Here is a 19,956-nt window from a genome sequence, read left to right on the forward strand (position 1 = left end):
CACCATCATGCTCGCCCAGTACGCTGTCGTCCTCGTCGATGCCTCCGGCTACCTGTTTCGCGCCTACCACGCGCTGCCCAAGCTGACCACTTCCAAAGGCGAGGCCACAGGCGCCCTGATCGGCGTGCTCAGCATGCTGCGCAAGCTCATCGACGAGACCGCGCCGGCCTACATTGGGGTGGTCTTCGACGCGCCGGGGCCGACCTTCCGCGATGCGATCTACACCGAGTACAAGGCCAATCGCCCGCCGATGCCAGACGAGCTCCGCGAGCAGCTCGACCCGCTCAAGGCCATCATTCGCGCGATGGGCCTGCCGCTGATCGAGATCCCCGAGGTCGAGGCCGACGATGTGATCGGCACCCTCGCCACCCGCGCCGCGCAGCAAGGCCTGAGAACACTGATCTCGACCGGCGACAAGGACATGGCGCAGCTGGTTGATGAGCGCATTACGCTGATCAATACCATGACCGATAGCCTGCTCGACCCCGCCGGCGTCAAGACCAAGTTCGGCGTGCCGCCAGAGCGGATCATCGATTATCTGAGCCTGATGGGCGACAGCATCGACAACATCCCAGGCGTGCCCAAGTGTGGTCCGAAGACCGCGGTCAAATGGATCGAGCACTACGGCGACCTCGATGGCGTGATCAGCCACGCCGACGAGATCAAGGGCAAGGTCGGCGAGAACCTGCGCGCAGCGCTCGACCAACTCCCGCTTGCTCGCGAGCTGACCACCATCAAGCGCGATGTCACGCTGGATCTGGCACCGACCGACCTGCAGCCGAGCCCGCCCGATGAGGAGACACTGCGCGCCTGGTACGAGCGCATCGAGTCCAAACGGCTGCTGGCGACGCTCACTGAAGGCGAACGGCAAGACAGTGCTAGCAGCTCGGATGGAAACGGAAACACCTTAGGCCAGTCTTCAACGAATCAGCACGCGCTCGGCCGTTCACAACGACCCGCAGCCGACTATCAGACCATCCTCAATCAAGCCGAGTTCGATGACTGGCTCGAACGCCTGCGCCAAGCCGAGCTGTTCGCCTTCGACACCGAGACCAATGCGCTGGACTACATGCGCGCTGACATCGTCGGCATCTCGGTCGCAGTCGATCCGCACCAGGCCGCTTATATTCCGCTCGCACACGATTACCCGGGCGCGCCCGATCAGCTCAATCGCAACCAAGTCTTGAACGCCCTGAAGCCGTTGCTCGAAGACCCCGAGCGCCTCAAGCTCGGCCAGAACCTGAAGTTCGATATGAGCGTTTGTGCCCGCGCCGGGATCACGATGCAAGGCATCGCGCACGACACCATGCTGCAGAGCTATGTGCTCGACAGCACCGCCACCCGGCACGACATGGACTCGCTAGCGAAAAAATACCTCGATCAAGACACCATCAAGTTCGAGACCGTCGCCGGCAAGGGCGCCAAGCAGCTGACCTTCAACCAGATCCCACTCGAGACCGCAGCCCCCTATGCCGCCGAGGATGCCGACGTCACCCTGCGGCTGCACCAAAACCTCTGGCCGCGCATCGAGGCGATACCGAGCCTAGCCCGAGTCTACCGCGAGATCGAGATCCCCTTAGTGCCGGTGCTCTCACGCATCGAGCGCACCGGTGTGCGGATCGATAGCGACGAGCTCGGTGCCCAAAGCCGCGCCCTCGCCGAGCGCGCTGCCGAGCTCGAGGAGCGCGCCTATGCCGAAGCCGGCGGCCGCTTCAATATGGGCTCGCCGAAACAGATCGGCGCCATCTTCTTCGATCAGCTCAAGCTGCCAGTCGTCGCCAAGACCCCAAAGGGCGCCCCCTCGACCTCCGAGGCCGTGCTCGAGAAACTGGCCGAAGACGGCTACGCGCTGCCGCGTCTGATCCTCGAGCATCGCGGCGTGAGCAAGCTGCGCTCCACCTATACCGACAAGCTGCCAGCGATGGTCAATCCGCAGACCGGCCGCGTGCACACCAGCTATCACCAGGCGGTCGCGGCGACGGGTCGGCTGTCCTCCAGCGACCCCAACCTGCAGAACATCCCGATCCGCAGCGAGGCCGGCCGCCGCATCCGCCGCGCCTTCATCCCCGAGCCGGGCTGCCGCATGCTCGCCGCTGACTATTCGCAGATCGAGCTGCGCATCATGGCCCACCTCTCGGGTGACGAGCGCCTGCTCGCCGCCTTCGCCGCTGGCCAGGACATCCACCGCGCCACCGCCGCTGAGATCCTCGGGCTGCAGCCCGAGGAGGTAACCAACGAGCAGCGCCGCTCGGCAAAGGCGGTCAACTTCGGCCTCATCTACGGCATGTCGGCGTTCGGACTCGCGCGCCAGCTCGGCATCGAGCGGCAAGAGGCGCAGGACTATGTCGACGCCTACTTCGCCCGCTACCCCGGGGTGCGCGTCTTCATGGACAAGACCCGAGAGCAAGCGCGCCAGGACCGCTATGTCGAGACCCTCTTCGGCCGCCGGCTCTACCTCACCAATATCGGCCACAGTAACCATCAACTGCGCAGCGCCGCCGAGCGCACCGCGATCAACGCCCCGATGCAGGGCACAGCGGCGGATATCATCAAGCGTGCGATGATCCAGGTCGACAGTTGGATTCGGACCGAGCAGCCGCCAGTGCAAATGATCATGCAGGTGCACGATGAGCTAGTGTTCGAGGTCGCCGAGGAGGCCGCAGATGCTGTCTCCTCTCACATCTGCGCACTAATGCAAGGCGCCGCCGAACTGGCAGTCCCGCTGCTGGTCGAGGCCGGCATCGGCGACAACTGGGACGAGGCGCACTGATACCAGCTCCATTAGCGCCACCCGGCAGATGAATCGCGCGGAATTCAGGTTAAACCACCAACGAGGAAGCGATTGCAATGAGGCAATCATCAACTGCCGACAGAACCGGCGACACCATCGCTGATAACACCCCAGGGCGCCCCTGCCCAAGCATCAGATCGTTGCCTTTGACAGCCAAGGGGGCAACCACTGCTCCGTCGTTAGCGAGGGTCGCGCCAGCCAGGTTGCGAATAGCTGCTCCGCACCTGTTGATGGTCATGCTGCTAGCGACCGTCGCCACGACGACGACAAACGCCGATGAAGCGCTGGTCGACGTGCCCGACCCGCTCAGCCTAGAACAGGCGCTTGGCTTCGCCGAGACCCATCCGCGCGTGCGCGCCGAGCAAGCCACAACAGGGACATCACTCGACCTCCCACGCGCTCAGCCCCTCTATCTCGGCTGCCACTCACTCGCCTTCAGCGGCGCGCGCGTCAACGACGCCGAGCGCGATGTCGCCTGGTCCGCGTTGCTGAGCAGCACCAATGCCCAGCGGCTCGAGATCACACAGCGTTTCTATGATGTGCTGCTGGCCGACCTCAGCTTTGCGCGCGACAACGAGGCGATGGCCGTCGCCTTCATCCAGTTCGACCGCGCCGAAGCGCGCGAAGCGCTCGGACAATTCTCACCGCTGCGCACCGCCGAGCTGCAAGCCGATTATCAGCTGATCCGGCGTCAGCGCGCCGCCAGCGAGGCCGCGCAGCGCGTCACCCGTGCCATGCTCGCAACGGCGATGGGACATCCAGCCTCCTTGCCCCGCCAGCTGATCACACCAGCGCTTGACGCCTCCACTCCGGAGTCGATGGACCTGGATACAGTGGTCAACGCGGCCATCGAGCACAACCCAGAGGTCAAGACCTTGATGCAGGGCCGCAGCGATGCCGAGCAAGCCTTGGTGCGGATGGCCGTGCGCGAGCGCGCCCTCGAACTGCTGACCCGTCTGCAACTGCTGCAGGTGATCGCCGAGCAGGCCCGCAGTGAGTCCGATTGGCGTGACCTCAAGCTCGACGAGAGCCGCACCCTGTACGAACTCGAAGCCAAGGCCGACCTCGGCTTCTCGATGAGCCAGCAGACCAAGGCACGGCGGGATGAGCAGGAGACCGCCTTCTGCCGGGCGCTTACCCGCGCCGAGCTCAATGCACTTCGAGGGCAAACACCATGATCGAGCGCTATGACGCTTCGCGATTATGCACTTCAGTATCAAGCGCTGCCCTCTCAAGCGCCCTCCTCTCAAGCGCTGCCCTATCAAGCGCTTCCCAATCAAGCACTGCACATCAAACAGCGTCGCCGTCTTCCTGGCGGCCGCGCGCACTGGCTCCGGCGCTGAGGCTGGCGCTGGGCGTACTCGTGCTGTCGCTGCTGGCGAGCAATGCGGCGGCCGCGCTGCAGCTCAGTGGTCGACTTGAATGGGTGCGCAAGGTCGAGATGCGCGCGGTCGAGAACGGCGTCATTGCCGAAGTCCTGGTCGCGCCAGGTGAGCATGTCGAAGAAGGCAAGCTGCTGCTGCGCATGGATCAACGCGAGGCGCAGGCGACCAGCCTCGAGGCCAAGGCTGGCGTCGCTCGCCAGCAGATTGCACTCGACAGCGCCGAGCGCGAGCTCGGGCGCGCGCAAGAACTGTTCGACCGCGGGCTGATCGCCAGCGAGGAACTCAAAGATGCCGAACTGCTCATGGCCGCCGCAGAGGCCGAGCTTGAATCGGCCAGGGCCAAGCAGGCTGCGGCTGATGTACTGCTAGAGCGCACAGAATTGCGCGCGCCGTTCGACGGGATCATCGTCGCGCAGAACGGTTATCAGGGCGCAGTGATCTACAAGACCCTGCAGCAGCAGCCATTGATCGCCGTTGCCCCGACCAGCCAGATGCTCGCGCGGGTGCTCGTCACTTCAGACATCCTGCGTCGTTATCGGCCTGGACAGTCGGCCAAGATCAACGTCCGCGGCCAGTTGCGCACCGGCACCATCTACAGCCTGGGGGTCGAAGCGGTGCGGATCGACCCAGACGGCGCTGTCTATGAGCTGGACGTCATCTTCGACAGCAAGCCGGATGAGATCCTCAGGCCCTCGGAATTTGTTCAGGTCACACTGCCGTAATCTAGCCCTAGCGGAACTCCAATCAACTGCTACACTCTTAAATTGCAAGCGCAACAACGCGCTAGGCCGCAACGGGCTCCCCCTCCCTAGCGGCCATGTCTCCCGGCTCCCCATAGCTGGGAACAGTTACCCCGGCGCTTCCCCCGATCGCCGGGGTTTCTTTTGTGATAAGAAACGGCCTCGCAGACCAAAGCCGTCAAGGGGTACACTGGCGTGATGAAGTACAAGCTTGGTGTCGTCATGGACCCGATCGGGTCCATCAAGATCAGCAAAGACAGCAGTTTTGCCATGCTGCTCGCAGCGCAGAAGCGCGGCTGGTCGCTCTATTACATGGAGATCGCCGACCTGTTCTTCGCTGGCGCAGAGGTCAGCGCCCGCGCGCGCCGACTGCGGGTGAAGGATGATCCCGCCGGATGGTTTGAGTTCGAGGACAGCGAAACACTGGACCTGTCAGAACTCGATGCGGTGCTGATGCGTAAAGACCCACCGTTCGACATGGAATACGTCTACGCGACCTATCTGCTCGAGCTCGCCGAGGCTGCTGGCTGCCTGGTCGTGAACGCACCGCGGACCTTGCGCGACGCCAACGAGAAGGTCTTCACCACCCATTTCCCGCAGTGCTGTCCGCCGCTCGTGATCAGTCGCCATGCCGATGTGCTGCGGGCGTTCCTGGCTGAGCATGAGGAGATCGTGCTCAAACCGCTCGATGGCATGGGGGGGCGCTCGATCTTCCGTATCCGTCGTGGCGATCCCAACACCTCGGTGATCATCGAGGCCCTGATCGGCGTCAGCCGCGGCGCCGGTCAGCGTTTCTGCATGGCACAGCGTTTCCTGCCTGAGATCGCTGACGGCGATAAGCGGGTGCTGATCGTCGATGGCGAGCCGGTCCCTCATGTCCTAGCACGCATCCCGGCTGCCGGCGAATCACGCGGCAATCTTGCTGCCGGCGCGAGTGCGGAGGTCAGACCGATCAGCGAGCGCGAGCGCTGGATTGCGACACAGGTCGCACCGGAGCTGAAGGCCCGCGGGGTGCTCTTTGCCGGGCTCGACGTCATCGGCGACTGGCTCACCGAGATCAATATCACCAGCCCAACCTGTATCCGGGAGATAGACCGTGCCGCTGGCACCGATATCGCCCAAGATCTAATGGCCGCCATCGAGACACGACTCAATGCGCGCTAATCGTTGCCCGCAGCCGGCGCCTCGCTGGCCCACGCTGAGGACGCTCCAAACGAGGATGCTCCAGCTGAGGACACTCCAGCGCGCGAGCGTCCTGCTCCTCATCACCGCGCTCGCGGTCGCTTGCAACACCACCGAAGTCCCCGTCTATACGACTCAGTTTCCCGCCTTCGGCACTGCCGTTGATCTCAGCATCGTCGGCATTCAGCGTGAACGCGCGGAGGCCGCGGCGACGGATGTCGAGCACGACCTGCTGTTCTTTGATCGCGCCTTGTACAGGGACAGCTCGGGGCGGATGCTACGGATGAACGAACGGCTCGCCAGTGGCGAGCCATTTGCGGCGCCACCATCGCTATTACCGCTGCTGACTCATAGCCAAGCGCTCTTCCAGCTCAGCGAGGGCCTCTTCAATCCAGCCTTGGGCCGTTTCACCCGGCTATGGGGGCTCGACCACGCTCGCCCGCAATCGAACCCGCCACCCAGCCAGGCGGCGATCGACGCCCTGCTCGCCGTGCAACCGCGCATGGACGATCTCTACCTGGACGGGATTCAGCTACAGAGCGACAACCCTGCGGTCCAGCTCGACTTCGATCCGGTCGCGACCGCCTATGCGATGGACGCCGCCATCGATGCACTGCGCGCACAAGCGGTCCGCAGTGCGCTGATCAACATCGGCGGCGATGTGCGCGCGATTGGCAGCCGCTCCGGACGCGCCTGGCGCCTTCCTGTGCCGCGCGCCAGCGGAACCGGCGTCATCGGCATCGTCGATGTCAGCGGCGACATCAGCCTGTTCACGGCCAGCACCAAACACCGCAACTTTGTCTATCAGGGCAAGGTCTATCATTCGGTGATCGATCCACGAACCGGTCGCCCAGCCGACGATGTGGCCTCTGTAACGGTCCTCTACGAGGGTGATGCACTCACCGCTGCAGCAGCGGCAAACGCCTTGATGATCGCTGGCGCCGAGGACTGGCCACGCATCGCTGGGCGCATGGGCATCCGCTATGCCCTCCTGATCGACAACCTCGGTCGGCTCCAGATGACGCCAGCAATGGCGCAGCTGATCGAACTGCTCGATACGAAAGCAGAACAGATCATCCGTGTCCCGGAGGAGGACGAGCCGATCACAACCCCCTGAGACAAGCCATGACCACAGTGGCCGCGGCGCTTCGCGCATCATCCCGCCCCAACCCCGGATCAACCCTCGATGGCTGGTCGATGCCGCTCGCGATGACCCTTGCCCTCATGACGCACGCAGCCCTTCTGATCGGCCTCGACATCAAACCACCACGATCGAGCACCAGTCCCACCCAATCGCTCGAGCTGCTGGTTGTGACCCAGCCTGGCCCCGACTCGCCCGCTGCGGTGACCGCCCTAGTCGCCGCCCAGACCGACCGGGCTGGTGAGACCCAAGCCCTGCTGCCGGAGGTCGAGACGATTGCCGCAGGGGCCACCGACGCCACCGAGCGACCGCAGCCGCCGGCCCCCGCAGCGCAAGCCGCCCCTCCTTTGGAGGCGATCCCAGCCAACACAGCGACGACGTCGCAGATAACCGCGGCTAGCGTCGACTTGGACGCGGCGCCCGAGCCGGAGACGACCCAGACAATCGACCGGCTGACAACGGCGCAAGACGGCACCGATCTCGATCTGCCGCAGCGCTCGACGATCTCAGCGGCGGCTATCTTTGCCAGCCGCAGCGCAGAAATGGCCGACCTCAGCGCTCGCATCGAAGAGCGCAGCCAGGCCTACGCAAGCCGCACCCGACGCAAGGCGATCAGCACCGCAACCCGCGAATACCTCTACGCCAACTATATGGAGGCCTGGCGGCGCAAGGTGGAGCGCATCGGCAATCTCAACTACCCAGCCGAGGCCAGAGAACTCGGCCTGTTCGGCAGCCTCATCCTGCATGTCGCGGTGCGCGCCGACGGCAGCTTGGAAGGCATTCGCGTGGTGCGCTCGTCCGGCCATGAGGTCTTGGATCAGGCCGCGATTCGCATCGTTGAGCTGGCGGCGCCGTTTGCCCCCTTCCCACCCAACATCAAACGCGAAACCGATGTCCTCGACATCACTCGGACCTGGCAGTTTCAACGCAACAACGCACTCGGTTGGGGCAACTGAGCTGGCCAATCACGGGGCAACGAGCGAACGCGGAGATGACCTGACACCCATGCGCACTCCAGCAAACCAAGGCCGAACAAAAAAGCAATGGCTTGCCAGGCGCTCGAGCCGGCTTGATACTATCCCGATGACTGATACTACCTTGCTGACCAACCATTTCCTGATCGCGATGCCGGGTCTTCAAGATCCGAACTTTTCGCGCACGGTCACCTATGTCTGTGAGCACTCCGAAGAGGGTGCCATGGGCATCGTGATTAACCGCCCGATGGAGATTCAGCTCGGCGAGATCTTGGCGCAGCTCGATATCGAGCCTGAGGTCAGCAACGTCAGCAATGCGCCGGTCTATCTCGGCGGACCGGTGCAGACCGATCGCGGCTTCGTCATCCACGACGGCCATTTCAACTTTGACTCCACCCTCAGCGTCACCGATCAGATTCACGTCACCACCTCGCGCGACGTGCTCGAGGCCATCGCCAAGGGCCAGGGTCCGGCGAATCGGCTGATCGCACTTGGCTATGCCGGTTGGGGAAGTGGCCAGCTCGAACAGGAGATGATCGCCAACGCCTGGCTCAGTGGTCCGGCCGATGCGCAGATCCTGTTCTCGACCCCCTCACCCCATCGCTGGCAGTCGGCCGCACAGCTGCTCGGCGTCGATCTCAACCTCCTCAGCGGCCAAGCCGGCCACGCCTGATTCGGCATCGGGCAGACCAACAGGCAGCGGCAAGCGTGGCGACCCTGCTCGGCTTCGACTTCGGCCCGCGTAAGATCGGCGTTGCGGTGGGCCAGACCGTCACCGGAACGGCAACGGTGCTCGAGACCGTCCGCGCCCAGGGGCAGCGCCCCAACTGGAAGCGACTCGAGGCCATCATTCGCGAATGGCAGCCGGATGCCGCGGTGGTCGGGCTGCCGTTCAATATGGACGACAGCGAGGAAGCCTGGAGCGAGCGCGTACATCGCTTCGCGCGTCAATTGCAAGGCCGGTTTGGCCTTGAAGTCCATCTCATCGATGAGCGCCTGACCAGTCTTGAGGCGCGGCGTCAGCTCAAGGTCGGCCAGCACACGGCGAACGATCGCATCGACGCACAAGCCGCAAAGCTGATCCTCGAGACCTGGCTCGCCGATGCCCAATCATCCGCGGCCGCGTCTGCTCAAACATCCGCTCAAGCATCCGTTGAGCCACCGCCACCATCCGCCTCCGGCGCATCCTAAGGAATCCTTCGCCATGACCAGTATGCAAACCTGGCAATCTGCCGACGAGGTCGATAACGCCATCGGCAAGATGGCCGATCAGCTCGGCGCCCTGTTGGCCGCACGCGCCATCGACCACCCGCTGATGGTCGGCATCCACAGCGGCGGTGTCTGGGTCGCCGAGCGGCTGCACCAGCGCCTTGGGCTCCAAGAGCCCATGGGCCAGCTCGACATCTCGTTCTACCGCGATGACTTCACCCGCATCGGCACCCATCCGCAGGTGCGCCCGTCGGACCTCCCGGTGCCGGTGGATGATCGCCACATCGTGCTGGTCGACGACGTGCTGCAAACCGGCCGCACCATCCGTGCCGCGCTCAATGTGTTGTTCGATTACGGCCGCCCGGCCTCGGTAGTGCTCGCCATCCTCGCCGGTCGCGATGGCCGTGAACTGCCGATCGAGCCGGATGTGGTCGGTCTCTATGCCGAGCTCGAGCCGGGCGAGCAGATCAAGCTCACCGGCCCCGAGCCACTGACACTGAAGCGTGGCCGGGTCGATCCCGACAGTCATCAGGACGGCGCGGCCTTCGACGCTGATCCAACTGCTCGCTCAGGCCTCGATCCGAGTGACCAGGCCAACAGCCACACAAGCGGCCAGGCGAGTGGCCAGGCGAATGGCCATTCCAGCGCTCAGGCTAACAGCGATTCCAACAGCCACGCGAATGACGACGGCAACGGTCACGCCAACGGCCATTCCAGCGGGGCCGGCTGATGGACCCACGCCAGCTGCAGCTCGACGACGAGGGCCGACTCAAACACTTCCTCACCACCGACGGACTCGACCGCGCCCTGCTCACCGAGATCCTCGATCGCGCCGAGGGCTTTCTCGGCGTCGCGCGGCAAGCGGTGAAGAAGGTGCCGCTCTGTCGCGGCAAGATCATCGCCAACGTCTTCTTCGAGAACAGCACCCGCACCCGCACCACCTTCGAGCTGGCGGCCAAGCGGCTCTCAGCCGATGTGCTGAACCTGAACATCAGCACCTCGGCCACCGCCAAGGGCGAAACGCTGCTCGATACCCTGCGCAACCTCGAGGCGATGAACGTCGACATGTTCGTCGTGCGCCACGCCGACAGCGGCGCCGCGCAGTTCATCGCCGAGCACGCTGCGCCCTTCGTCAGCGTCATCAACGCCGGCGACGGCAGCTATGCGCATCCGACCCAGGGCATGCTCGACATGTTCACCATCCGCCGCCACAAGGGCGCGTTCGAGCCGCTGATCGCGGTGATCGTCGGCGATGTCTTGCACTCGCGCGTCGCCCGTTCGCAGATCGGCGCTCTCCGCACCCTCGGCGCCGCCGAGGTGCGTGTCGTCGCCCCGCGCACACTGATCCCAGCCCTGGCCGAAGAGGCGCTCGGGGTGCGGGTCTGCGCCAACCTCGATGAGGGCATCCGCGATGCCGATGTGATCATCATGCTGCGGCTGCAACGCGAGCGCATGAACGGCGCCTTCCTGCCCACCGAGCACGAATACTTCCAGCTCTTCGGTCTCACCGAGCAGCGCATCGACAAGGCCAAGCCAGATGCCATCGTCATGCACCCAGGGCCGATCAACCGCGGCGTCGAGATCGACTCCGCGATCGCCGACGGCCCGCGCTCGGTGATCCTGGAGCAGGTCAGCAATGGACTGGCGGTGCGCATGGCGGTGATGTCGATGTGCATCGGCACCCAGAATCTGGCGTTGTCGACTGCACATCGGCCCGCGGAGGTGGTCGAGGGCGGCGCTGGGGCGGCGACAGAGACCGGCGCCAAGCTGGAGGCTGAGACTGAGGCTCAGATCGCGACTGATGCCAAGCTGCTTGAGCCTGGGCTCGAGGCCGACCTGACGGGCCAATCACGCCTACAACGCTGGAGCCAGCTCGGCCCACAGCTCGCCGGTCAGCCGGAGCCAGACTCGAGGCGCGACGCCAGTCTCGACCAGACCAGCCTCGAGCAGACCAGCCTTGACCAGACCAGCAGCAACCAAGACGGCACACTTCATGGCTGAGCGGCGCCTGAGCATCCAGCAAGGCCGGATCATCGATCCCGCCACCGGTCTCGACCAGATCAACGACCTGCATCTGATCGGCGGGCGTATCGTCGCCATCGGCGCCATGCCTGACGGGTTTGAGCCGCAGCGCATCATCGATGCCACCGGCCTCGTCGTCTGCCCCGGCCTGGTCGACCTCTGCGCCCGTCTGCGCGAGCCCGGGCTCGAGCACAAGGGCACGATTGAAAGCGAGACCCGCGCGGCGGCGGCCGGCGGCATCACCACCCTCTGCTGCCCGCCGGATACCAACCCGGTGATCGACACCCCGGCGGTCGCCCAACTCATCCGCCGCCGCGCCAAGACCCGTGGTCAAGCACGCGTCTTGCCCGTCGGCGCCCTGACCAAGGGCCTGGCCGGGCTGCAGATCAGCGAGATGGCCGCGCTCAAAGAGGCCGGCTGCCCAGCAGTCGGCAACGCTGATCGCACCATCAGCAACACCCGCGTCAAACGGCGCGCACTGGAATACGCCGCCACCTTCGATCTCACCAGCTTCCTGCACCCGGCCGATCACGACCTCAGCGAGGGAGGGCTGGTACACGAAGGCCGTGTCAGCACCCAGCTCGGCCTACCCGGTATCCCCGAGGCCGCCGAGACCGTCGCCGTCGCCCGCGATCTGGCGCTCGCCGAGCAGACTGGCGCCCGCGTGCACTTTCGCGGCCTCTCCACCGCCCGCGCCACCGAGATGCTCGCCGAGGCCCGCAGCCGCGGCATCGCCGCCAGCGCCGACGTCAGCGCCCATCAGCTGTTCCTGACCGAAGACGACCTCTACGGCTTCAACGCCAACGCCCATGTGATCCCTCCGCTGCGCACCCAACGCGATCGCGATGCCCTGCGCGCGGCAGTCGCCAGCGGCGCGATCTCGGCGATCTGCTCCGACCACCGCCCGCACGAGCCGGACGCCAAGCTCGCGCCCTTCCCGCAGACCCGCCCCGGCATCTCAGCGCTCGAGACCCTGCTCTCGCTGGTGCTCGAGCTGGTCGCGGATGGCGTGATGAACCTCAGCAGCGCCCTTGCACGGGTCACCTGCAACCCAGCGGAGATTCTGAACCGCACGACGCTAGGACGCATCGAAGTCGGCGCCCGCGCCGACCTTTGCCTGTTCGACCCCAACGAGCGCTGGCGACCCACGCCCGAGCATTGGCTCAGTCAAGGTCAGAACACCCCGTTCTTCGGCCGCGAGCTACACGGCCGCGTGCGTTACACGCTGAGCAATGGCCGGTTGGTCTATGAGCGCGCCTAATGCCTAGGTTGCCGCGCCACCCCGGCAGATAAATCGCGAGATTCTGGTTAACACAGCGTTCATGCGCCGCAACAACGACGATGCCTAACCTAGCCTCAATCTCCTTGGGACTCGTTTTGCAAACCGTCCAGATGATCTCGACCAGTCTTCAGCGGTCATGACCAGCCCCATCGCCAGCCTGATCCAACAGCCCGAAGGCAAGACGCTGGAATTCAAGCGCGATCTGTCTTCACCGCGTCCGCTGCTGAAGACCCTGGCCGCCTTCGCCAATTCGGCGGGCGGACGGCTGGTGGTAGGCGTGACCGATGCGCGCGAGGTGATCGGCGTTGACTCGCCCTTTGATGAGGAGGAACGGCTGTGCAACCTGATCGCCGATGGCATCGGCCCAAGGCTGGTGCCGACGATCGAGCTGGCGACGGTTGCAGGTCGAACCTTGCTCATCGCGGAGGTCTTTCCAAGAATAGCCGGCCGCATTTCATCCGCGCTGAAGGACGCGAGAAGGGTGTCTACGTGCGCCTAGGCTCGACCAACCGCCAAGCCGATGCGCAACTGATCGCCGAGTTGCAGCGTGGTGTCGCGGGCGTCAGTTTCGACGCGCTACCGATGCCTGAGCTAGCCTCTGAGAACCTGGACCTAAAAGCGATCGAGGCCGATTTTGCCGGGCGGCGCGCGGTCGATGAGCGCATGCTGCAGAGCCTGCGGATCTTGGTCAAGGATCAAGGGCGGCTGGTGCCCAGTCAGGGTAGCATGCTGCTCTATGGGCAAGATCGGCGGTTCTATTTCGACGATGCCTGGGTACAGTGCGGGCGGTTCATCGGCCTTGATAAGTCAGACATCTTCTGATCATCGCGACATCCTCGATCCGCTCCCAAAGGCGGTAGACGAGATCATGCTGTTTCTGAAGAAGCACGCGATGCGGGGCGCGGATTTTTCCGAGATCCGGCGCAAGGATCGCTGGAGCATCCCGATCAATATCCTGCGCGAGGTGGTGATCAATGCCTTGGTGCATGCCGACTACTCGCATCGCGGCACGCCGATCCGCATTGCCTTCTTCGATGACCGCATCGAGGTCGAAAACCCTGGCCTGCTGCTGCCGGGGCTGACCGTCGAAGATCTCAAGCTCGGCGTCTCGCTGATCCGCAATCCGGTCATTGCCCGGGTGTTCCGCGAGCTGGATTTGGTGGAACAATGGGGCAGCGGTGTGCCGGCGATCTATCGCCAGGCCCAGGTCGAGGGTCTTCCTGAGCCGACCATCGAAGAGCTGGCCGGCCGACTTCGCTTCTCCGTTCCTCTGCGTGATCCGCTACCACTGACACGCGAGCAATCACGAACTAGCAGACCGGCCCAGTCAGGGGCCCAGTCAGGGGCCCAGTCGGCACAGATTCTCTTGACGCTCTCCGATACACCGCTTTCCTCACATGACATCGCGCAGATCCTTGACCTGCCGAGTAAGTCCGGTGCTTTCAAACGCTCCCTCAAGGAATTGCTGGATGACGCACTCATCGAATACACAATCCCGGACAAGCCGACCAGCCGCCTGCAACAGTATCGGCTGACGGATCACGGCAGGCGCATCTTGGCGCAACAGCCTTCAATCCATTCAACACTAGGATAGACAGCCGCTCCCAGCTAGACGAAGGAAAACCGCAGCGCCCAAACCCTGACCTAGCTCTTCGAGCACCACTGGATCCTCTTCTGGTACGACGCCAAGCAGGAGCTGCGTGAAGACTTCGAGGCGCTAGCGCTGCCCGCGGTCGAGAAGCTCGATCTCGGCAATAACCCCTTCGGCCTCAAGTACCTGCTGTTGCGCGAGCAACCACAACAGAAGCTCCCGCCCAAGGCGCGGTGCCACCTCGGAAGATGAATCGCGAGAGATTCAGGGTCACCACAGACCAAGCATGGCGCATCAAACAGCTTAGGCTTGATGAGGCCAGCACTGTAAAGCCCCATCAAGTCTTCACCTACTGAAACGTCTCCTTATTCTGTGCCTTACTCCGCGCATCTGACTTCGAGATCAGCCCACGCTTGAGTAGCTCGGTCAGATTCTGATCCAGCGTCTGCATGCCGTGCGCTTGTCCGGTCTGGATCGAGGAATACATCTGCGCGATCTTGTCCTCGCGGATCAGATTGCGGATTGCGGGGGTGCCGATCATGATCTCGTGGGCGGCGATGCGACCACCACCGGTCTTCTTCAACAAGGCCTGCGCGATGACTGAGCGCAGCGATTCTGAGAGCATCGAGCGCACCATGGTCTTCTCGGCGGCGGGAAAGACATCGACGATGCGGTCGATGGTCTTTGCCGCCGAACTGGTATGCAGGGTGCCGAAGACCAGATGGCCGGTCTCGGCAGCGGTCAGGGCGAGCCGAATGGTCTCGAGATCGCGCATCTCACCGACTAGGATGATGTCCGGGTCTTGGCGCAGGGCTGAGCGGAGGGCCTCGCTAAAGCCCAGGGTGTCGCGGTGCACCTCGCGCTGGTTGATCAGACAGCGCTTACTGACGTGGACGAACTCGATCGGGTCCTCGATGGTCAGGATATGCCCGTATTCCTTGTCGTTGACATAGTCGACCATCGCCGCGAGCGTGGTCGACTTGCCGGAGCCCGTAGGTCCGGTCACCAGCACTAGACCGCGCGGCACATCGACAATGCGTTTGAAGATCTCTGGCGCCTTGAGATCATCGAGCGTCAATACCTTCGACGGAATGGTGCGGAAGACCGCTGCAGCACCGCGTTTCTGGTTATAGGCATTGACGCGGAAGCGCGCGACGCCGGGGATCTCGAACGAGAAATCGGTCTCGAGGAACTCCTCATAGTCCTTGCGCTGCTTGTCGTTCATGATGTCGTAGATCAATCCATGCACCGCGCGATGATCGAGCGCGGGCACGTTGATCCGACGCATGTCGCCGTCGACCCGAATCATCGGCGGCAACCCCGCCGACAGATGCAGATCCGAGGCGTTGTTCTTGACCCCGAAGGCGAGTAGCTCAGCGATATCCATGAAGTACACCCCAGCAGCGATGCGACCCGAGCATCAACATTCCTCGCGTCGCGGGAACAAGGCGATCGCCGGAAACTCGCTTACCGCACAGCGGCCGATTTTCAGGCTCGTCAGGCGATGACAGCAATGACGCTAAAAAAGCGCTACCTGCGGGCGGCCCTGACCGTATCGGCGGTGATCTCGCCCGCTTCGAGCCGTTCCGCCTTGGCAAGTACCTCCGCCTCGAGAAGATCCTTGAACTGCTGCACGCGTTGGCGCAGCTCGAGGTCGGTGACACCAAGGATCTGGGCGGCTAAGAGGCCGGCGTTCTTGGCACCATTGATCGCAACCGTGGCCACCGGGACGCCGGCCGGCATCTGCACGATCGACAACAGGGAATCCTGGCCCGACAGCGCTGACGACTTGACCGGAACGCCAATCACCGGTAGCGCCGTGATCGCGGCGACCATCCCGGGCAAATGCGCTGCACCGCCAGCACCGGCGATGATCACCCCCAACCCACGCTCAGCAGCCTGTTCAGCATAGCTGTAGAGACGCCTCGGGGTTCGATGCGCCGAGACAATCGTCACCTCATAGGCCACGCCAAGCTCGCCAAGCACATCAGCCGCCGCCTGCATCACAGGCAAGTCAGAATCACTGCCCATGATGACGCCGACCCGTGGATTGCCTCTTGCCATCCCCATCACCCCGTCTCGCTTTCGCTTCCGATCTGGATCAGTGCACGCACCTGCTCGGCCTTGCGCCGGGCAGACTCGATATCGGCATCCAGCACCGTGACATGGCCCATCTTGCGAAATGGCCGGGTGGACGCCTTGCCGTACAAGTGTACCGAAACGCCGGGGATCGCGAGTGCGGCGCGCAGACCGCGGATCACGGGCGGCCCTGATTCACCCGGCTCGCCAAGCAGATTGATCATCGCTGCGGGGATCAGCTGATCGGTCGCGCCGAGTGGCAACCCGGTAATCGCGCGCAGATGCTGCTCAAACTGGTCGGTGATGCAGGCCTCGATGGTGTAGTGACCGGAGTTATGCGTGCGCGGCGCCACCTCGTTGACCAGCAGCTCAGCATCCTCGGTCAAGAACAGCTCGACGCCGAAGATGCCAACCCCCTCGAGACCAGTCACCGTCTCAACCGCCAGGCGTCGCGCTGCGGCGGCCGTTTCCGCCGATATCCGCGCCGGCGCAAGCAGCATGTCGAGAATATTCTCGCCCGAGCGGAAACACATCTCCACGGGTTGATAGCTGCGCACCTCGCCATCTTGACCGCGCACCACGATCACCGCCAGCTCCTTCGCCGCGGGGACGAAACGCTCGATCAGCGACGGCACCGGTAGCGCTTGCGCCGCGTCCGCCGCGGACTGCATGACCACCACCCCGCGACCGTCATAACCACCCCGCCGCGCCTTCTGCACCAGCGGATAGCCGAAACGCGCAAACGGCTCAGCATCCGACGGATCGACCTCAACGAAATCCGCTGTCGGGATACCCAAACGCGTCAGCAACTGCTTCTGGCGCAACTTGTCCTGAATGTCACCCAACAGGCTCGCGGAGGGCAGGATCTGGTGACCCGCTGCCGCAATCTCTTCTAGGATGCCGGCATCGATATCCTCGATGTCGAAGGTGATCACATCGACCTGCTGCGCGAGCTGCTGCAGCGCCTCAGGATCATGCGAATCAGCGACGATCTGATGCCCGGAGACCTGGCCAGCGGGCGAGCCCGGGGTCGGATCGAGGACGACGCAGGTGCAGCCGAGGCGCTTGGCTGACTTCACCAGCATCCGCCCAAGCTGCCCGCCGCCGATGATGCCGATACGCGCGACGGGGTAAGGATACTGGTCCGGCAACGCATGCTGCTTAGACATAGTGTGAAAACCCTGAAAACCCTTAAGAGGGACGGCTCGCGCGGATTGGCCAGCCGAAGACGTCAACCTGAGTCTCACGCGCTTCATTGTCCGGGGTGCGCCGCGCCATGAGCCTTAGGGCGATTGTGCAACCAGGCGATCACGCAGGCTGGCAAAGTTTTCCTCAGCCTCCGCCAGGCGCGCGCGAATCTCGGGCTCGTAATCGATGGCAAAATCAAGAAAGGTGCGCGCGATCAGCGACAGCTCTCGCGCCCGCGAATAGACCAGATGCCAACGGCGCATGATGGGGAAACCCTCGACATCGAGCAGCGCAAGACGCCCACCCCCACTCTCGAGCGTCAGCGAGTGCAGGGACAAGACAGCAATACCCAGTCCGCCCACGATGGCACGCTTAATCGCCTCGTTGCTGCCCAGTTGCATGCGCACCCGAGGCACGAGTCCACCTGCGGCAAACTGCGCCAGCACCGCATCACGGATACCGGAGCCAGGCTCGCGCAGGATAAAGTTCTCGTCTGCAAGAGCGCTCAAGGGGATCGCGCAGCGCCCCGCGAGCGGATGCTCGACACTCGCGACCATCACCAGCGGGTTCGGAGCGAACGGGATGGTCTGGATCTGATCGTTGATCTCGCGCGGCTGCCCCATCACATAGAGGTCGTCGTCATGGCCCATCAGCCGTTCCAGGATATTCTCGCGATTCGTGACCTTGAGCGAGACATCGATCCCTGGATAGACCTGGCAAAAGGCACCCAAGATCTCGGGCGCAACGTATTTCGCCGTAGTCAAGACGCCAAGGCGCAGCCGACCGCGCTTCAAGCCTTTCAAATCGGCGAGCTTGATCTCCAGATTGGACAGCGTGCTGAGAATATCGCGACAGGCGGCATGCACCTCGCGGCCAGCGTCGGTCGGCTCGATGGCACGCCCAACCTGACGGAACAGCGGAGAACCGATGGCCTCAGACAGCTTCTTGATCTGCATCGAGACCGTCGGCTGAGTCAGGAACAGTTCTTCAGCGGCACGCGTGAAGCTGCCGAGCCGAACGATGGCCTCGAGCAGCTGCAACTGGCGCAGGGTAGTATGGCGGATCAGATAATCCGAGCCGTTGCTGCCCGTGCTGGTTCGAGTCTCTGCGGCGTCTCTGGTCGGGGTTTGAGGCATCGCGCTGTGACGGCTGCTTCCAGCCGGCACGCCCTTGGGCTTACGTCCGGCCATGTGAACACGTCCTTAGCTCGATAGGTGCCGTGCCACGATCAGCCTGTTGGCTCATCGCGGGACCGGAGACATCCCACAGCAGGGTTAATCCGGCCAGATCCGTTGACCGCTTTGGAAGGGATCATCGTTGGAGGGATTGTGCGCCCGCGACTCACTCCCTAATGCCGCCGTTCCGAAGCTCGCTGGCGCGGTGGCCACAGATGACTGCCGGCTGCGCCGCGCTGTCGCCGCAGCCTTGGTCGAGGCCTTCTTGCGGGCAGTGGTGCCCGACGCCGTCGTGCTAGCACCGCCCGCGGCCGAGGCTGGCGCCTCAGCCGGCGCAGATACGATCGTTTCTTCACTCATCATCCATCCTCCAACGGATACAAGAGGGACAGCCATTTGGAGCCAAGGGACGCCGGCGAGCAGGCTGTGCGCTATGGACTTGACGGGCCTTCGAGCAGGGCGTCGACCTCTCGCGCAAACGCATGGAGCGGCTCTTCGATCTGCTGCGCCCCTTCTTCGGCAAATAGCGTCAGATTGGCATAGGTGCGGCCAAAACTCAGGTTTGGGTAGACCTCAGTGGCCTCGGAAAGCTCCGCGAGGCGGTCGAGGAAGTCCCGCAGCGGCTCATAGTCGCCGAACTCGACGCGCCGCTCGAGCCGCAATGGACGCCCGCGCTCGCGCCAAGGATGACCGCCCGTTTCAGACGTCGCCGCGGTCATCAGAAGTAGGCCCGTTCATTGGGCTCTTGGTGCCGGGGCACCCCAAGCGCCTCCAGCCAGGTCTCGATCTCGGCCGCGTGATGGAGCTCGTCCTGCAGCAGTCCATTAAAGAATTCAGCGTTTTCGTGATCCTGAATTCGACGGCAGAACTGCGTCGCCTCGTTGTACAGGGCAACGATCTCAGCCTCAAGCACGGCGTCTTGACGCAGCAGGTCGACCAGGTTGCGCGCAACATTGGCGGGTCGCAGCTGAGAGGCGTTCGGCGATACACCGAGGCCCAGCATGCGCTTGACCAGGCGTTCCGCGTGCTGCATCTCCTCGACGGTTTCCCGACGGAATCGATCAGCCGCCTCGGCCAGGCCCCAAGCCTCGGTGAGCGCCGCCTGCGTCATGTACTGCTGGACGGCCGAATACTCGAGACTCAAGGCTCGGCCGAGGTAGCCGAGCGTGCGCGGATGGACGGTTGCGTGACGCATGC

At 63.8% G+C, this 19,956-nt stretch carries 19 protein-coding genes and 2 pseudogenes; 14 read left to right on the forward strand and 7 right to left on the reverse strand.

Annotation, left to right across the window (positions count from 1 at the left end; genetic code table 11):
• Window positions 1–7 precede the first annotated feature (7 nt).
• The 14 genes and pseudogenes from polA (at window position 8) to CKO42_RS07295 (ending at window position 14,320) form a co-directional block, all read left to right on the forward strand.
• Window positions 8–2,770 (forward strand): DNA polymerase I, encoded by a 2,763-nt coding sequence (gene polA / locus CKO42_RS07230; protein ID WP_200241166.1) that lies wholly within the window; start codon window positions 8–10, stop codon window positions 2,768–2,770.
• A gap of 251 nt (window positions 2,771–3,021) precedes the next feature.
• Window positions 3,022–3,969: a TolC family protein gene (locus tag CKO42_RS07235; RefSeq protein WP_242479187.1), complete on the forward strand. Its 948-nt coding sequence runs from the start codon at window positions 3,022–3,024 to the stop codon at window positions 3,967–3,969.
• A 185-nt stretch (window positions 3,970–4,154) separates the two neighbouring features.
• Complete coding sequence (locus CKO42_RS07240) at window positions 4,155–4,898, forward strand: efflux RND transporter periplasmic adaptor subunit (protein WP_338034867.1); 744 nt, start codon at window positions 4,155–4,157, stop codon at window positions 4,896–4,898.
• A gap of 216 nt (window positions 4,899–5,114) precedes the next feature.
• Window positions 5,115–6,080, forward strand: a complete 966-nt coding sequence (gene gshB, locus CKO42_RS07245) for a glutathione synthase (RefSeq protein WP_200241180.1) — start codon at window positions 5,115–5,117, stop codon at window positions 6,078–6,080.
• Window positions 6,081–6,135: 55 nt separating this feature from the next.
• On the forward strand, window positions 6,136–7,215 hold the full coding sequence (locus tag CKO42_RS07250) for an FAD:protein FMN transferase (protein WP_200241182.1): 1,080 nt from the start codon (window positions 6,136–6,138) through the stop codon (window positions 7,213–7,215).
• Window positions 7,216–7,223: 8 nt separating this feature from the next.
• Window positions 7,224–8,195, forward strand: coding sequence for an energy transducer TonB (locus CKO42_RS07255; protein WP_200241184.1), 972 nt, complete (start codon window positions 7,224–7,226; stop codon window positions 8,193–8,195).
• Between the two features lie 127 nt (window positions 8,196–8,322).
• Window positions 8,323–8,886 (forward strand): YqgE/AlgH family protein, encoded by a 564-nt coding sequence (locus CKO42_RS07260; RefSeq protein ID WP_200241186.1) that lies wholly within the window; start codon window positions 8,323–8,325, stop codon window positions 8,884–8,886.
• 35 nt (window positions 8,887–8,921) lie between these two features.
• A complete protein-coding gene (gene ruvX, locus CKO42_RS07265; RefSeq protein WP_200241189.1) occupies window positions 8,922–9,404 on the forward strand; it encodes a Holliday junction resolvase RuvX in 483 nt (160 codons plus the stop codon).
• Window positions 9,405–9,417: 13 nt separating this feature from the next.
• Window positions 9,418–9,936, forward strand: a pseudogene (gene pyrR, locus CKO42_RS27190) (bifunctional pyr operon transcriptional regulator/uracil phosphoribosyltransferase PyrR); the annotation flags it as partial.
• Between the two features lie 215 nt (window positions 9,937–10,151).
• Window positions 10,152–11,114: pseudogene (locus CKO42_RS07275) on the forward strand (aspartate carbamoyltransferase catalytic subunit); the annotation flags it as partial.
• Window positions 11,115–11,415: 301 nt separating this feature from the next.
• Complete coding sequence (locus CKO42_RS07280; RefSeq protein WP_200241348.1) at window positions 11,416–12,705, forward strand: dihydroorotase; 1,290 nt, start codon at window positions 11,416–11,418, stop codon at window positions 12,703–12,705.
• 157 nt (window positions 12,706–12,862) lie between these two features.
• Window positions 12,863–13,225 (forward strand): AlbA family DNA-binding domain-containing protein, encoded by a 363-nt coding sequence (locus CKO42_RS07285; protein WP_200241193.1) that lies wholly within the window; start codon window positions 12,863–12,865, stop codon window positions 13,223–13,225.
• Window positions 13,216–13,548 (forward strand): hypothetical protein, encoded by a 333-nt coding sequence (locus CKO42_RS07290; RefSeq protein ID WP_200241195.1) that lies wholly within the window; start codon window positions 13,216–13,218, stop codon window positions 13,546–13,548. Before CKO42_RS07285 ends, CKO42_RS07290 begins: the two co-directional genes overlap by 10 nt.
• A 46-nt stretch (window positions 13,549–13,594) precedes the next feature.
• Window positions 13,595–14,320 (forward strand): ATP-binding protein, encoded by a 726-nt coding sequence (locus tag CKO42_RS07295; protein WP_200241197.1) that lies wholly within the window; start codon window positions 13,595–13,597, stop codon window positions 14,318–14,320.
• Window positions 14,321–14,666: 346 nt separating this feature from the next.
• On the opposite strand, the gene CKO42_RS07300 is transcribed toward CKO42_RS07295, so the two are convergent.
• The 7 genes from CKO42_RS07300 to CKO42_RS07330 all read right to left on the reverse strand — a co-directional run bounded on the left by CKO42_RS07300 (window position 14,667) and on the right by CKO42_RS07330 (window position 19,954).
• Window positions 14,667–15,704 carry a type IV pilus twitching motility protein PilT gene (locus tag CKO42_RS07300; RefSeq protein ID WP_200241199.1) on the reverse strand — a complete coding sequence of 346 codons (1,038 nt, stop codon included), beginning with the start codon at window positions 15,702–15,704 and terminating at the stop codon, window positions 14,667–14,669.
• 143 nt (window positions 15,705–15,847) lie between these two features.
• A complete protein-coding gene (purE, locus tag CKO42_RS07305; protein ID WP_200241201.1) occupies window positions 15,848–16,387 on the reverse strand; it encodes a 5-(carboxyamino)imidazole ribonucleotide mutase in 540 nt (179 codons plus the stop codon).
• Window positions 16,387–17,565, reverse strand: coding sequence for a 5-(carboxyamino)imidazole ribonucleotide synthase (locus CKO42_RS07310; RefSeq protein ID WP_200241203.1), 1,179 nt, complete (start codon window positions 17,563–17,565; stop codon window positions 16,387–16,389). The genes purE and CKO42_RS07310 overlap by 1 nt, the downstream gene beginning before the upstream one ends.
• Before the next feature lie 114 nt (window positions 17,566–17,679).
• Window positions 17,680–18,774 carry a LysR family transcriptional regulator gene (locus CKO42_RS07315; protein WP_242479188.1) on the reverse strand — a complete coding sequence of 365 codons (1,095 nt, stop codon included), beginning with the start codon at window positions 18,772–18,774 and terminating at the stop codon, window positions 17,680–17,682.
• A gap of 84 nt (window positions 18,775–18,858) precedes the next feature.
• Window positions 18,859–19,119, reverse strand: coding sequence for a hypothetical protein (locus CKO42_RS07320; RefSeq protein WP_200241205.1), 261 nt, complete (start codon window positions 19,117–19,119; stop codon window positions 18,859–18,861).
• 71 nt (window positions 19,120–19,190) lie between these two features.
• Window positions 19,191–19,478: a 4a-hydroxytetrahydrobiopterin dehydratase family protein gene (locus CKO42_RS07325; RefSeq protein WP_200241207.1), complete on the reverse strand. Its 288-nt coding sequence runs from the start codon at window positions 19,476–19,478 to the stop codon at window positions 19,191–19,193.
• Window positions 19,478–19,954, reverse strand: coding sequence for a ferritin-like domain-containing protein (locus CKO42_RS07330; RefSeq protein WP_200241209.1), 477 nt, complete (start codon window positions 19,952–19,954; stop codon window positions 19,478–19,480). The genes CKO42_RS07325 and CKO42_RS07330 overlap by 1 nt, the downstream gene beginning before the upstream one ends.
• Between the last annotated feature and the right edge of the window lie 2 nt (window positions 19,955–19,956).

It is taken from the genome of Lamprobacter modestohalophilus (genome assembly GCF_016583905.1).
Lineage (GTDB): Bacteria > Pseudomonadota > Gammaproteobacteria > Chromatiales > Chromatiaceae > Lamprobacter > Lamprobacter modestohalophilus.